Here is a 12,737-nt window from a genome sequence, read left to right as displayed (position 1 = left end):
ATTATTTCTCCGGCAAGGCCGGGTCTGGCACAGCCACGAATTCAATATCGAATGGCTTGTCACCCAGTTCGTTAAGGAAGCGTTTGACCTCTGGCAGGTCATCACCACGACGATGAATCCCCAGCTGCGGATTACCCGCCTGAGCCCGACGCATGGCGCTTTCGACCTTGGCATGGGTTTCCTGGTCATACGGCAAACGATAGGCACGCGGCTGATCCGCCAGCTTGTCTCCGGCCAGATCGCTCAACCAGATATAAATGGCGCCCTTGCGGTTCTTGCGTTTGTCCGGCTCCTCGATCACTGCATAGTGCAGCAGAAATTTGTCCGGCATGGCCACTGCCGCCGCCCACCCCTGGCTTTGTTTCCAGCCCTGATAACTGGCGAAATCAAAGCCCAGCGCCATAACCATCAGCGCCATTTTGGCCATCACTGGAACCCGTGCCGAAATCAGCACCAGCAGCAGCAAGGCGGTCGAGAACAGATAGGCCAGCGTTAATGCCAGCAAGGTTTCGTTCATGATTTTCCGGGCCCCTTGACCAGACTTTTCTGCAGTTGATTGATGCCGGTGACGTTTCCTTCGGCGGTGATCGTGAAGCGGAATGCCGTGACCTCATCGCCCTCTTTTTCCAGCACGGTGGTGTTGTAGAACAGTACTTTTAATTGCGGATTTACTTCGGCCAGATACACAGTCACTGGCACCCGTGCCAGATCGACGTTTTCATCACCACCTTCGGCCTGGGTTTTGAAATAGTGCAGGTTCACCACGTATTCACCGGCCGGTCGACCACGAATGGTCAGCACTTCCTGATTGATGGGGTTACTGATCTCAACGCCATTCACGACCTGGGTATCGTTGACCATGCCACGGTCATCACGATCCAGGTTCATCAACCCGGCTTGTGGACGCTTGTAAGAGACCTCCTCACCTTCCGGTCCCGCCACCCAGACATCAATGTCGTTAGGATTGCCATCCGGCCAACTGACGGTAATCAGAAACTCCGCCTTGGGGTCAACAATCCCGGTTTTGGCCGGTGGATTCAGCAACAGCAGCGCCACCAGAAACAGGAAGGTAAACGTCAGCAGAGCGTTGAACAGCAGGTCGGTGAAAGGATCAACGTCGTCATGGCCACGCGGCCGGAACAGCGCCATCAGCCCAGTACTCGCAGACGTTGCTGCCCCAGCTCCACACCACCGGCCACCAGCAGGTCAGCACTGCGATCCAGTAACAGATACTGCAAGCCCATCAGAATGCTGCACACCAGCGCCACCAGCGTGGTGTTCATGGCGACCCCCATGCCGGAAGTCATCTGCTGCATCAGCATCTTGATGTCAGAAATGTCGAGATTATCGAGCTGCGAAACCGAACCAAGCATCAGCACAAAGCCGATCACCGTTCCCAGCAGACCGAGTTTGATCACCACCCCGGTTACAAACCAGCCGACCTGATGCTGACCGCGGGCACGTTCAGCAAAGATTTCAGCGGCAACCGAATTTTCGGCAACCCCTTCATCGAGATTCAGTAGATAACGGCCCACCAGCCGACTCGCTGGACGACCGTCCAGTGCTGCTTGCAGGGCTTCATGTTCGCGCGCCAGAAACCAGCTGCGATAACCACCATGAACAGCGGCAAACAGATACACCAGCACCGTCAGGCCAGTGATACGGGTAGAGTCAGAAATCAGCAGATACTGCAGAACGTGCAGGTCCCATAACAGCACCAGCACAGCAAATGACACAGTGCTGAGTAACAGCCACTGCAGGAAAATCCGGAATGGTACGGGGTGATCCATGGCCACGCCCCTTGTTATTGTTGTCTGACCCCATGTTAGACGTCAGAACGATTGGCGGCAGCAATACTTGTGAACAAATATTCGCCAAAGCCCCCACATCCAAAGTAGCAGGGGCTGACAAAACAATCAGGACAGCCAGGACAGAACCGAGTGGGTTTTGGCCACGCCAATCATGTAGACGTACAACGCCAGGGTTACCAGCGCCAGCACTGGCTGACGTTTTTTGATGGCCACCACACCGGCACCAATCAGCAGCACCAGTGCCAGCAGCTTGGCAGTCAGCCAGCCGTTCAGCAGCGGATATTGGCCGATGCTCACACACAGCATAATGGCCATCACCAACAGCAGGGTATCCACCACATGAGGCAGAATTTTCACCAGCTTGTTGCCGGCAAACGACGAGCGCAGCCACACCAGCGCAAAGCGCACCACAAACAGCAGCGCCGACAGATAGGCAAAACCGGCATGGGCATGTTTCAGAGCAAGATAGTCCATCTGGACCTCCAGAAATCAGGGAAGCGCCAGCCTATCAGACTTCCAGCCAGAAAGTGACAGGACCATCATTGGTCAGCGACACCTTCATATCAGCCCCAAAACGGCCACAGGCGGTAGTCACCTGCAAGGCTGCCTGCTGCAGGAAATACTCATACAGTTCGTTGGCCAACGCCGGAGCGGCAGCGGTCGAAAAGCCGGGACGAGTGCCCTTGCCGGTGTCGGCCGCGAGGGTGAACTGCGACACCACCAGCAATTCGCCACCACAATCCAGCAGGCTACGGTTCATACGTCCCTGCTCGTCCGGGAAAATCCGGTAAGTCAGAACGCGCTCCAGCAAACGCCGCGCTTTGGCCTCATCGTCCTCTTTCTGGACGCCCAGCAATAACAGGATGCCAGTGCCAATCGCACCGGTGGTTTCACCATCCACCACTACCTGGGCAGAGCTTACACGTTGAATCAGGGCAATCATGGTCGAATCCACTTCACAGACTTGAACGACCCGGACTAAAACAGACAAATCACAGGCTGTACATAGGCAGCAGAGCCGCTATGCTGTTGATTAGCCAGAAAATCCTCTTTGATTGTTGCCAGGGAAGCGAACATGCCCGTGTATTTGAAACGAATGTTCTGTGTCACTTGTCTGCTGCTGGGTGTCAGTGCCCAGGCCGCACAGGTGTACATGAGTCGTGATGCCGACGGCAATATCGTGTTCAGCGACCGCGCCGAAGGCAAAGCCGAACGGATTAATGTGCAAGAGTTGCCCACTGTTCCGGCCTATATGGTGCCGGACCGGCTGAAGCAGGCGGGCACCACAACAGCAACCACAGCCCCGGCTCCTGCCACGATATCGACACCGTTGAGTACAACAGCACCAGTGATCGCCCCCCCGATGGAGACCGCTCCAGCCAAAACCAAATCCACCAAGGTACCGCCAGATTACCAGTCGCTGAGTATTGTCAGCCCACGCAGTGGTGAAACCTACCAGAACGGCGACGCCAATAATCTGATGGTGATTGCCGAAATACAGCCATCCATGAAAGAAGACGATGCCTTGCAGCTGTTTGATAACGGCACCCTGATTCGCCATACCCGCACCAACTACTTTGCGGTCAACGATCTCGAGCGCGGCGAACACAAGCTGGAAGTGGCGATTGTGAGCAAGGAAGGCAAGGAAAAGATCCGCAGTGAGGGTGTGATCGTGTACATCCATCGCAACTCAATCCTCAAAAACGCTCGCGACTGATCACAGCACCAGCATTGGGCAATGCCTCGGCATGCCCACTTACCGCAATCAATACGCACAATGTAAGTGCATTTTTTTGACCAATGCACCGAAATAGACCAAGCTTGGTAATCTCATGGGGCAGCCAATTGTCCCCTCGCCACTTGTTGCAGCGCATGCAGCGCCATTCTTGTGCATAAATTCTCCAACCGCACACTCTGGCTTGCTTCTTGCAAACCTGCTGCGCAGACGGAGAACACAACTATGCGTGCCAGCCCCATTCTGAACCAGCGACTGCTCGAATTCCTGAACACAGGCGTTTTGCTGCTTGATGCTGAACTGACCATTATCTACATGAATCCGGCCGCCGAAGTGCTGCTGGAAGTCAGCGGCAAACGCGGCGTGGGTGCGCCTTTTTTTGAACTGGCCGCCGAATCGGATGCCGACGAAAAATCCATGCGGGAAGCCGTGATTACTGGCCATTCCTATACCAAACGGGAAGCCCGTATCCAGCTGCACAACCAGCAGCACATTACCCTCGATTACAGCGTCAGCCCGATTGCGCATCCGGAAACCCGTTTGCCAACCTTGCTGGTCGAGCTGCAAGGGCGTGACCGCCTGCTGCGTATCAGCCGTGAAGAACAGCTGATCGCCAAGCAGGAAACTACCCGCTCGCTGGTGCGCGGTCTGGCGCATGAAATCAAGAATCCACTGGGTGGTATCCGTGGCGCAGCACAATTGCTGGCGCGTGAACTGCCATCACTGGATCTCAAGGAATACACCAACATCATCATTGAAGAAGCCGATCGCCTGCGCGATCTGGTCGACCGTCTGCTCGGACCGCGTAATATCCCGAAACAGGAACCGGTCAACATTCATGAGGTGCTGGAACGCGTTTGCCAGCTGATCGAGGTGGAAGCCACCGGTCAGATCGACATTCGCCGCGACTACGACCCGTCCATTCCTGAAATGGCGGGCGACAAAGGCCAGTTGATTCAGGCATTGCTGAACATATGCCGCAACGCCATGCAGGCAATGCTGGAAAATCCGAATCCTCTGGAACGTCCAATGCTGACCATTCGCACCAGAACCGTGCGTCAGTTCACCATTGGCCAGAATCGTCATCGCCTGGTAGCCCAGGTGGATGTCATTGATAACGGCCCTGGTATTCCGGAAGGAATCCGCGAAAACCTGTTCTACCCGATGGTCAGTGGTCGTGCCGACGGCTCAGGGCTGGGCCTGTCGATTTCGCAGTCCATCATCAACCAGATCAACGGCATTATTGAATTTACGAGTGTGCCGCAGCACACCGTCTTTTCCATTTTCTTACCACTGGAAGCATTATGAGTACTGTCTGGATCATCGATGACGACAAATCCATTCGTTGGGTTCTCGAAAAAGCCCTGGATCAGGCCAACATCCAGACTCGAGTGTATGAGCAGGCGGAACCGGCCCTTAACCATCTGAAACGGGAACGGCCAAACGCCATCATCACCGACATTCGTATGCCGGGTATGGACGGCCTGACCTTCCTCGAACAGGTACGCCAGACCAGTCCGGATCTGCCAGTCATCATCATGACGGCTCACTCCGACCTTGAAAGTGCGGTGTCCTCATACCAGAAAGGTGCGTTTGAATACCTGCCAAAGCCGTTCGATGTGGATGAAGCCGTCAGCTTGATCCAGCGCGCGATTGCTCACTACGCCGAAGTTACGGCTGCCCGTGAGCCGGTGCCTGAAAAAACCGGTGGCGAGCACGAAATCATCGGTGAAGCACCGGCCATGCAGGAAGTTTTCCGCGCCATTGGCCGTTTGTCCCAGTCCCATATCACCGTACTGATCAACGGCGAATCCGGTACTGGTAAAGAGCTGGTGGCACATGCCCTGCACCGCCACAGCCCACGTGCAGCCGAGCCGTTTATTGCCCTCAACATGGCGGCAATTCCGAAAGACCTGATCGAATCCGAACTTTTTGGTCACGAAAAAGGCTCATTTACCGGTGCCGGTGGCCAACGTCGTGGTCGTTTTGAACAGGCCAACGGTGGCACCCTGTTCCTCGATGAAATCGGTGATATGCCAGCCGAAACCCAGACCCGTCTGCTGCGGGTACTGGCCGATGGCGAGTTCTACCGGGTAGGTGGCACCACGCCGATTCACGTGAACGTCCGTATCATCGCGGCGACTCACCAGAATCTGGAAACCCTGGTAAAAGCCGGGCGCTTCCGGGAAGACTTGTTCCACCGCCTCAACGTTATTCGTATCCACCTGCCGCGTCTGTCTGACCGTCGGGAAGATATTCCGAAACTGCTGAGCCATTACCTGAAACGTGCAGCCGAAGAGCTGGATGTGGAAGTGAAGGTGCTGCGTCCGGAGACCGAAGAGTTCCTGTCCAGCCTCGACTGGCCGGGTAACGTGCGTCAGCTGGAAAACACCTGCCGCTGGATTACCGTAATGGCCTCTGGCCGCGAAGTGCTGGTCAACGACCTGCCACCCGAGCTGCTGGATCAGAAGAGCGACGTTCAGACGTCCGGCAACTGGGAACAGGGTCTGCGTTACTGGGCCGACCAGCAACTCAGCCATGGCGTTGTGAATCTGCTGGATACAGCGGTGCCAATCTTCGAACGCATCATGATTGAAACGGCACTCAAACATACCGCCGGCCGTCGTCGCGACGCCGCCAATCTGCTGGGCTGGGGGCGTAACACCCTGACTCGCAAGATCAAGGAACTGGGTATGGAAGACAGCCACGGTGAAGGTGACGACGGCGACGAATAAGGCGCTGCGTTTCCATCACTGGCAACCGTTTCAGAAGCCCTCGGCGGTCACCCCCGCTGGGGGCTTCTGTCTTTCAGGACACGTTGATTAACGGGTCTGCTCGCGCCAGTAGATAACCCGGTCGTTGCCACGATAGCCACCAAAAATCACCCGCCCTTCCGGGGAGTCCTGATAGTTATCATCACCACTGGTTTCAGTTAACAACCAGGCCGGAGCCTGATAGCGATATAACAGGGAACCGTTGTTATCCAGCCCTGGCGCCGAATGCATCACATAACCGCCACCACTGCTGACGCTGCTCATCAGGGTTGGAACGGTTTCACCCGCCACCAGATTGCCCTCGGCAGAACTGGAATCCACCACCATGGAGCCCAACGCCAGGCTGGAACAGCTATCGGCGCTGTTCACCAGCCAGCGATTATTCAGGTAGTACTGCAGCTCGATATCCTGCCGCAGGTCTTCCAGCTCCGGGCCACTGGCATTGTTGAGCTGCAGGCGACCATACAGCAGATTGGCCGTACCCAGCGTCAACGCGCTGCAGTTTCCGGCGCTGGCACAGTCACCGCTTGCAGCCGGATACAGATCACGCACCACCAGCGGGCTCCAGCCTCCGTCGTTATCCACAACCGAGACCCCTATGGCGAGATTATCGAGCGGATTCTCCGGCGCACTGCCACGGTTCAGCTGCAGGTCGGTTACCACATCGGCCTCACCGGCACTCCAGACCGGATTCACCCCACCGGCCAGCCGCCCCGACAGATCCGTACCGTTGTTATTCTGCTCGGCAACCCAGCCCAGAGTAGCCTTGGCCAGGCTGCCCTGATAGTTCAGGCTGATGCTGTTCGTCGCGTTTTCCGCCTGAATATGAAAACTGGCGTTGATTCCCGGCTGGCCCATATAGGTGAAGGTGCTGCAGCTTTGACTCAAGACCGGCGCCACAATCCGGAAATGATGCGGCACCACACGGCCGACGGATGCCAGGTTGTAATTACTGAGCGCCGTGCCCTGATAACTGGCGCTGCTGACCAGAGTAAAAATCCCGGTTTCCGACAGGCTGATATTCTGCTGCAGATGCCCACCGTTACCGGCCGCAATACTGAACGAGGATGGCAGCGGTGCCGGATTATTGCCCCCTGCTGGCAACTGGATCAGTGAAGCCAGATTCACCGTGCCCCGATAATCCGTAGCCAGAGAACCATCCGAACACTCAGCGCGCGCCTCAATGGCAAAGCTGTCACCGGCACGCACCATCGGACTACAACTGCTGCTGACACTGCTGCAAGTGCTGTTGTTAACCAGTGCCAGTTTCACCTGTTGTGGCCGTACCACCCAGCCGTCGGTCGACGCCAATAACGGCCCGATACCGGCATTGCTGGCACTGGAACCACTGGTGCCATCATGCGGGCTGCTGTCGTAACGCAGATTAAGCCCGGTGATCTGGGCGCTGTTGCCGTATGCCAGCTGCACGTCGGCTCGACCGCTGCTAAACGCCAGCGCCAGATTGGTGCTGGCCGGTTGCTGTTGGGCACTGATCGAGGTGCCGTTGATGAGTAAAGGTGTGGTTACCGTGCTGACGGTGGTGGCCTCGGGCGGCACCGTAACACTGGCGCTGAACCAGGCCTTGAGATTTTTAGTGCCGGTAAAACCGGTCAGCTGCTGACAAGCCGTCGCCGTCTGGTTCTGTCCCACCGCCACAATAGCCAGACTGGTGTTGCCCCCACAGGTCATGGCAGCTGGCTGGGTCACCACCTTGAAGCCAGACGTCCGTACATCCGTTACCGCACTGCCGCTGCCACTCAACCCGGTGTTCAGGTCGGTGGCGGTTACCAGCAATTGTGGCTGTTCATTGCGGTGCTCCAGATACACAGTGGTTTGTCCGCCCTCTAGGCCACTCAGCACAAAATCGGTCGTCGCGGTGGTCGCAGAACTACTGCTATAAAACGAACTGGAACTGCCGTTATTGGTCGTGGTGCGAATGGTCCCGGCGTAATCCGTCTTGAGATTGATACCGTCAGCACACATGGCCTGCAGTGTCACGGCCATCCGACTGTCCGGACAAGCCAGCCCATAAGCCGGCTGGGTGACCTGGAATCCTCCCAAAACACAGGAGGCGGAGGAACAGATAGCACCAAACTCGGTATCGGCTACAGTATCGGGGGCGTAATAGACCTTGGCAGCACTATTGAGCGTCAGGTTAGCAGCGGTCGCTGCACCGAACAGGTAACTGCTACTGTTCTGAGTGTAGTTTCCACGGGCAAACACAACTCCACTGAAGGTAGAGCCACTGCCAATGGTCAGGTTGTTGTAGGCGTACAACAACAGCAATGACACATTACCGGTTTGTTCCGCTCCCGGCGAATTAGCCAATAAACCAGTGCCAGTGGTCATGGAATCCTGCACAAACAGGCGCGCGGCGCCCGAACCACTGACGTTGATACGGTTATTGGCACCCAGGCTGAGGTTACGCACCCAATAGGTCGCGGGCTCCAGCTGCAATACCGCGCCAGTGCCGGTGACAATGGAATCGATCACGTACTGGCTACGCCCACCACCAAATACCGCAGTGGCATTGTCCCTGACAGTAATGCGCTGATAGGTTGACGTGCCCCCCAGATTCGATGACGTACTGGCCGGAATAGTAACGTTATTGCCCTGCACCGTGGTCTGGAAGGTTTGCTCCGGTGGATACGGTGCTTTTTGCGCCGAGGCCGTACAGCTCACCGACACACAGGACAACAGGCTACTGGTCGCCGAGTTGGAAACCGTACCGGCATAGAGTTTGTCGGTGGGGCTGAAAAACAGCTGGGCGTTATCCGCAAACGTAATGGTGCCACCGGAATAACTGGCGAGACCGTCAGGGAAGCTGCCAATACAGAGATTAAACGCCGGGCACGGGCGGGTTTTGCGCATCATTTCCAGCACCTGGTTCTGACTCAGCGCCTGGTTAAACACCATCACCTCGTCAATGCTGCCCTGGAAATAACGGCCAGCCATGCCCTGATCACCACCAATCTGGAGCGGATCGGAGTTGACCTGCAAGGTATCCACCACCGTCGCACTGGCCACCAGCGCACCGTTGACGTACATAGCCTGATAACCGCTGCGGTAACTGATGGCGATGTGATACCAGGTGCCCGGCACCAGATACACATTGCTCCATAAAGCATACGTTCGACCGTAAGGATTAACCCACCACCAGTACACCCGTCCGGACTGGTCAATGTGAAATTCGTAGTTCTCATCCTTCGAAACTATCGTGCGGATATCGCCAGCGGGCATGGCGTCAAACCTTATCCAGGCTCCAACCGATACCGCCGTTGGCTGGTCCAGCAGGTTGTTATCCGCAATTTCGATGTAGTCATCCACACCATCAAAATAACCATAACGACAGGTGCCGATGGTGCCGCTAATCGCCGATCGATTCCCGCCGGTGGTAGCACCGTGATAGGCCATACCATGCAACTGGTTACCGCTGATGTCCTTCACTTCCGACGCCACCCCACTGTAACTGTCGGCATCCAGGCTGTACCAGGCCACCGGGTCCGGCAACATCAGGTTACGGTTACGGAATACCAGGTCAAAACTGGTGGAGACGCTGCTCTGGTTATAGGAATACTGGGCGTAATCAGTGCCAGATACTTCAAGACCGATGGTGGCACTCTGTCCGTTGGCTTCGTTGTTGTTGTAACGCAGACGAATATCGCCGTTTTCGTACAGCACCAGCTGGAAGTCATAGCGCAGGTTATTGGCATAGGCACGGACGTTGTACCAGGTGACCACAAAACGCCGTTCCGGCGCCGTGCCCATGGTTCCCCAGGTGACTTTGGCCTGATCGTCATCCACCAGGTCATCCCAATAAGCTGCGATATAACGACTACCGGAGCTGGTGGGGATAGGATCGTTGCTGTAGTCCAGATACAGCAGATCGAGTGAATAGAATTGCACCAGGCCGTTGGTTAACACTTTCACCGACGAATAGGTGCTGGAACCAAACTGGAAGTTAAAGCCGATCGGCAGAGTCACCTGATCATCATCGTTCGGATACAGGGTGAACAACCGATCCCAGGTGATGGTTTTTTCATTACTCGGCACGTCCAGCGGCGTCGCCGCCTGCTCCCACAAGCGATAGGTGGAGGTCGAGGAATAGGTAATGCCGCTCCCGGCCTGCGCGGCAGGAGCGAACCATAACCAGCAGCCAAACAGAATGCATAACCAGCCCCAGCAGTGTTTCATTTGACCCGTACCTCCACTGCCCGACTGGCATTGCCGCCATCACAACGCGCCACCGCCGACACGGTGCAATAAGACTCTCCGGCTACGGTCATTGCCTGACATTGCCGCACCACCGAACAGCCGTTTAACCCAGCTACCGTCATGACCAACGTATCACCAGCCGGGCATGAACACGGGCTGCTGGCCAGCACCTGTGGCAACCAGAGTTGTACCCCCGAGTTAGCCGCATACCAGGCTTGCACCGAGGCAATCCGGTGGCCGTGGGTGCTGGCATCAGTTTCAGCAGAACGCTCCACCGCCAGCCCGACCAGACTGAGCACCACAATCACAAACAGCGCCATTGGCAAGCCCATGCCTTGGGCAAACCGGTATCGGGATTCAGGGAACATTCTGTAACTGGACCTCCATGACCAGCGGTGTCTGTTCACCACCTGTACCCAGCCAGTTACCGGTACGTTGTGAGCGCAGCAGACTGAAGCTGAATCGCACGACCGCATTACGCTGCAGCTGAGCAGCATCCACCTCCACCGCAAAACTGCCGGGCAGCAGGTTGTTGATAACCAGTTCGGCATTAGCGCCCGAGGTTGGAATCAGCCCACGGCTGTCCGCCGCAAAGCCGTAATTGCGGTAGCGCCATAAGCCACCGGCACCGTCTTCACACCAGGCCACCGGGGTATCCACCAGAAAAAAGCGTTTACGGGGAGAATCCGAAGGGAACTGCTCCGTGGCAGCAAGCTGCACCAGTTGTTCATTAGAAGCCGGTGCGGCGGCCGTGGCCAGAGAGGTTGAAATAGCAGCGCCCCGAAACGGCCCATTACCGTAAACAACCCGGCTGCTGTAGGGATACACCGCCACGTAACCGCGTTCACCACCGACACCGGATGGAAACATCACCGCCCGGAACTGGCTGGCCGCACTGGCAACCGGCATGGTGATGTATTCAGAACTGTAGAGAACCGGCACCAGTTCGATGCAATTCTGGCCACCATCACGAAAGGTGCGCACGCTGTTAGGCAAGGCTCGGCGGATTTCGCGTCCGAGTTTTTCACTGGCCGCCGCCGCCGCGTTGGCCATTTCCGAACGCCCGGACTGGGCCAGCCAGCCATCCACCGAACGTCGCATAAAATCGGAGCTGATCACTGCCAGAATACCAGTGAGCATAATCACCATGACGAGTTCGATCAGAGTAAAACCGCGCGCGCGGCCTGACGGGTAAAAGGAGAGATGCAGCATCAGAAATCCCCCCGCACCGCTGCCAGCCTTACCTGCAAACCCGCCGGGCCGGTTACCTGCACCTGCACCAGTTTGCTCGATACCGAAGCGCCACCCGTGGCGTTGGCACAGCTGACCGTGATACTGACCTGATACTGGGAATAATCGGTTTGTACCGAATTATCGAGAAACGAGCCTTGTTCGCTGAGGCCGTTGTAGTCATCCACATCGTCGTAGCGGCTGCGGTTATTTTCACCGTTCTCGCGCCCGCCAATCACACAGTTGCCCACCGCTCCGCCGCCGGTGGGTGAGTTTTCCTGATACGCCAGCGACAAGGCATCGTCGAGATAACTCTGGCCCAGCTGCAGGGCACGCACCTCCCAGAGTGTGTCGGAAGAATGGCCAATACGGTTATACAAACCACGGCCAACCGCGGTCAACGCAACACCGAGCACCACAATGGTGATCACACTTTCGATCAGGCTGAAACCGCGACTGTGCTGGCGACCGCCACGGCCACTAGAGTGACTGGCATATTCCCGCATAGGCGTACCCGGAGGAGGCAAGACAGATATTGGTGGAAGGATCGGTGTTGATGCAGAGCGCAAGATTAGTGCCGGAGGCCAGATTACCATCGCCATCCAGACCGATATCCAGTGATGAGGTCACCACACTCATACCGCGGCAACCGGAAGCACCGCTACTGCCCTGATACAGACTTAGCCCATCGGATGGCCAGCTCTGCACCTGGGTCTGGCCAGTGCCACCCGTGATTAACAGTCGCCACTGGCTGCTGTCGACCCGAATCTGCAAGGTCAGCTGCGAATCAGCAGCCCGCGCCATCGCCACCTGCTGGGCCTGACGCAAACTGCCCAGCCAGAATTCGGCAATGGCACGACGGTCATAGGATTCTGAATCCGCAAACCGGCCCGCACCAATGGCACCCAGCACACCCACGATGATCATCACCATCACCAGTTCGATCAGGGTGTATCCGGATGCCGGTTTCAT

At 56.7% G+C, this 12,737-nt stretch carries 13 protein-coding genes; 3 read left to right on the top strand and 10 right to left on the bottom strand.

Going from position 1 to position 12,737, the window contains the following annotated elements; all coding sequences use genetic code 11:
• Window position 1: 1 nt before the first annotated feature.
• The 5 genes from OUO13_RS03375 to dtd all read right to left on the bottom strand — a co-directional run bounded on the left by OUO13_RS03375 (window position 2) and on the right by dtd (window position 2,754).
• Window positions 2-517 carry a hypothetical protein gene (locus tag OUO13_RS03375; RefSeq protein WP_283172435.1) on the bottom strand — a complete coding sequence of 172 codons (516 nt, stop codon included), beginning with the start codon at window positions 515-517 and terminating at the stop codon, window positions 2-4.
• On the bottom strand, window positions 514-1,149 hold the full coding sequence (locus OUO13_RS03370) for a DUF2135 domain-containing protein (protein ID WP_283172434.1): 636 nt from the start codon (window positions 1,147-1,149) through the stop codon (window positions 514-516). The genes OUO13_RS03375 and OUO13_RS03370 overlap by 4 nt, the downstream gene beginning before the upstream one ends.
• Entirely contained in the window at window positions 1,149-1,790 is a 642-nt protein-coding gene (locus tag OUO13_RS03365; RefSeq protein ID WP_283172433.1) for a MotA/TolQ/ExbB proton channel family protein, read from the bottom strand. Before OUO13_RS03365 ends, OUO13_RS03370 begins: the two co-directional genes overlap by 1 nt.
• A gap of 126 nt (window positions 1,791-1,916) precedes the next feature.
• Window positions 1,917-2,285, bottom strand: a complete 369-nt coding sequence (locus tag OUO13_RS03360) for a SirB2 family protein (RefSeq protein ID WP_283172432.1) — start codon at window positions 2,283-2,285, stop codon at window positions 1,917-1,919.
• A 34-nt stretch (window positions 2,286-2,319) separates the two neighbouring features.
• Window positions 2,320-2,754 (bottom strand): D-aminoacyl-tRNA deacylase, encoded by a 435-nt coding sequence (dtd, locus tag OUO13_RS03355; RefSeq protein WP_283172431.1) that lies wholly within the window; start codon window positions 2,752-2,754, stop codon window positions 2,320-2,322.
• Between the two features lie 132 nt (window positions 2,755-2,886).
• On the opposite strand from dtd, the gene OUO13_RS03350 reads away from it, so the two are divergent.
• From OUO13_RS03350 to ntrC, 3 genes are all read left to right on the top strand, one after another.
• Window positions 2,887-3,528, top strand: coding sequence for a DUF4124 domain-containing protein (locus tag OUO13_RS03350; RefSeq protein ID WP_283172430.1), 642 nt, complete (start codon window positions 2,887-2,889; stop codon window positions 3,526-3,528).
• 243 nt (window positions 3,529-3,771) lie between these two features.
• A complete protein-coding gene (gene glnL / locus OUO13_RS03345) occupies window positions 3,772-4,854 on the top strand; it encodes a nitrogen regulation protein NR(II) (protein WP_283172429.1) in 1,083 nt (360 codons plus the stop codon).
• Window positions 4,851-6,281, top strand: a complete 1,431-nt coding sequence (ntrC, locus tag OUO13_RS03340; protein WP_283172428.1) for a nitrogen regulation protein NR(I) — start codon at window positions 4,851-4,853, stop codon at window positions 6,279-6,281. Before glnL ends, ntrC begins: the two co-directional genes overlap by 4 nt.
• Window positions 6,282-6,368: 87 nt before the next feature.
• Here the strand turns inward: ntrC and OUO13_RS03335 are convergent, their stop codons facing one another.
• From OUO13_RS03335 to OUO13_RS03315, 5 genes are read right to left on the bottom strand one after another with little or no spacing between them, the layout of a single operon-like run.
• Entirely contained in the window at window positions 6,369-10,514 is a 4,146-nt protein-coding gene (locus OUO13_RS03335; RefSeq protein ID WP_283172427.1) for a LamG domain-containing protein, read from the bottom strand.
• Window positions 10,511-10,903 (bottom strand): pilus assembly PilX N-terminal domain-containing protein, encoded by a 393-nt coding sequence (locus OUO13_RS03330; protein WP_283172426.1) that lies wholly within the window; start codon window positions 10,901-10,903, stop codon window positions 10,511-10,513. Before OUO13_RS03330 ends, OUO13_RS03335 begins: the two co-directional genes overlap by 4 nt.
• A complete protein-coding gene (locus OUO13_RS03325; protein ID WP_283172425.1) occupies window positions 10,893-11,747 on the bottom strand; it encodes a PulJ/GspJ family protein in 855 nt (284 codons plus the stop codon). Before OUO13_RS03325 ends, OUO13_RS03330 begins: the two co-directional genes overlap by 11 nt.
• The gene (locus OUO13_RS03320; protein WP_283172424.1) at window positions 11,747-12,271 is read right to left on the bottom strand and encodes a type IV pilus modification PilV family protein; all 525 of its coding nucleotides are present in this window, start codon (window positions 12,269-12,271) and stop codon (window positions 11,747-11,749) included. Before OUO13_RS03320 ends, OUO13_RS03325 begins: the two co-directional genes overlap by 1 nt.
• Entirely contained in the window at window positions 12,246-12,737 is a 492-nt protein-coding gene (locus tag OUO13_RS03315; RefSeq protein WP_283172423.1) for a pilus assembly FimT family protein, read from the bottom strand. Before OUO13_RS03315 ends, OUO13_RS03320 begins: the two co-directional genes overlap by 26 nt.

This window comes from Parathalassolituus penaei (assembly GCF_026626885.1).
Lineage (GTDB): Bacteria > Pseudomonadota > Gammaproteobacteria > Pseudomonadales > Oceanobacteraceae > Oceanobacter > Oceanobacter penaei.
This window is presented reverse-complemented; position numbering and strand designations above follow the sequence as displayed.

Bases quoted from the DNA above. Each gene is read 5' to 3' on its own strand.
- OUO13_RS03360 (WP_283172432.1), bottom strand. From the start codon at position 2,285: ATGGACTATCTTGCTCTGAAACATGCCCATGCCGGTTTTGCCTATCTG.
- dtd (WP_283172431.1), bottom strand. From the start codon at position 2,754: ATGATTGCCCTGATTCAACGTGTAAGCTCTGCCCAGGTAGTGGTGGAT.
- OUO13_RS03350 (WP_283172430.1), top strand. From the start codon at position 2,887: ATGCCCGTGTATTTGAAACGAATGTTCTGTGTCACTTGTCTGCTGCTG.
- OUO13_RS03320 (WP_283172424.1), bottom strand. From the start codon at position 12,271: ATGCGGGAATATGCCAGTCACTCTAGTGGCCGTGGCGGTCGCCAGCAC.
- OUO13_RS03330 (WP_283172426.1), bottom strand. From the start codon at position 10,903: ATGTTCCCTGAATCCCGATACCGGTTTGCCCAAGGCATGGGCTTGCCA.
- OUO13_RS03365 (WP_283172433.1), bottom strand. From the start codon at position 1,790: ATGGATCACCCCGTACCATTCCGGATTTTCCTGCAGTGGCTGTTACTC.
- OUO13_RS03325 (WP_283172425.1), bottom strand. From the start codon at position 11,747: ATGCTGCATCTCTCCTTTTACCCGTCAGGCCGCGCGCGCGGTTTTACT.
- OUO13_RS03370 (WP_283172434.1), bottom strand. From the start codon at position 1,149: ATGGCGCTGTTCCGGCCGCGTGGCCATGACGACGTTGATCCTTTCACC.
- OUO13_RS03315 (WP_283172423.1), bottom strand. From the start codon at position 12,737: ATGAAACCGGCATCCGGATACACCCTGATCGAACTGGTGATGGTGATG.
- glnL (WP_283172429.1), top strand. From the start codon at position 3,772: ATGCGTGCCAGCCCCATTCTGAACCAGCGACTGCTCGAATTCCTGAAC.
- ntrC (WP_283172428.1), top strand. From the start codon at position 4,851: ATGAGTACTGTCTGGATCATCGATGACGACAAATCCATTCGTTGGGTT.
- OUO13_RS03335 (WP_283172427.1), bottom strand. From the start codon at position 10,514: ATGAAACACTGCTGGGGCTGGTTATGCATTCTGTTTGGCTGCTGGTTA.
- OUO13_RS03375 (WP_283172435.1), bottom strand. From the start codon at position 517: ATGAACGAAACCTTGCTGGCATTAACGCTGGCCTATCTGTTCTCGACC.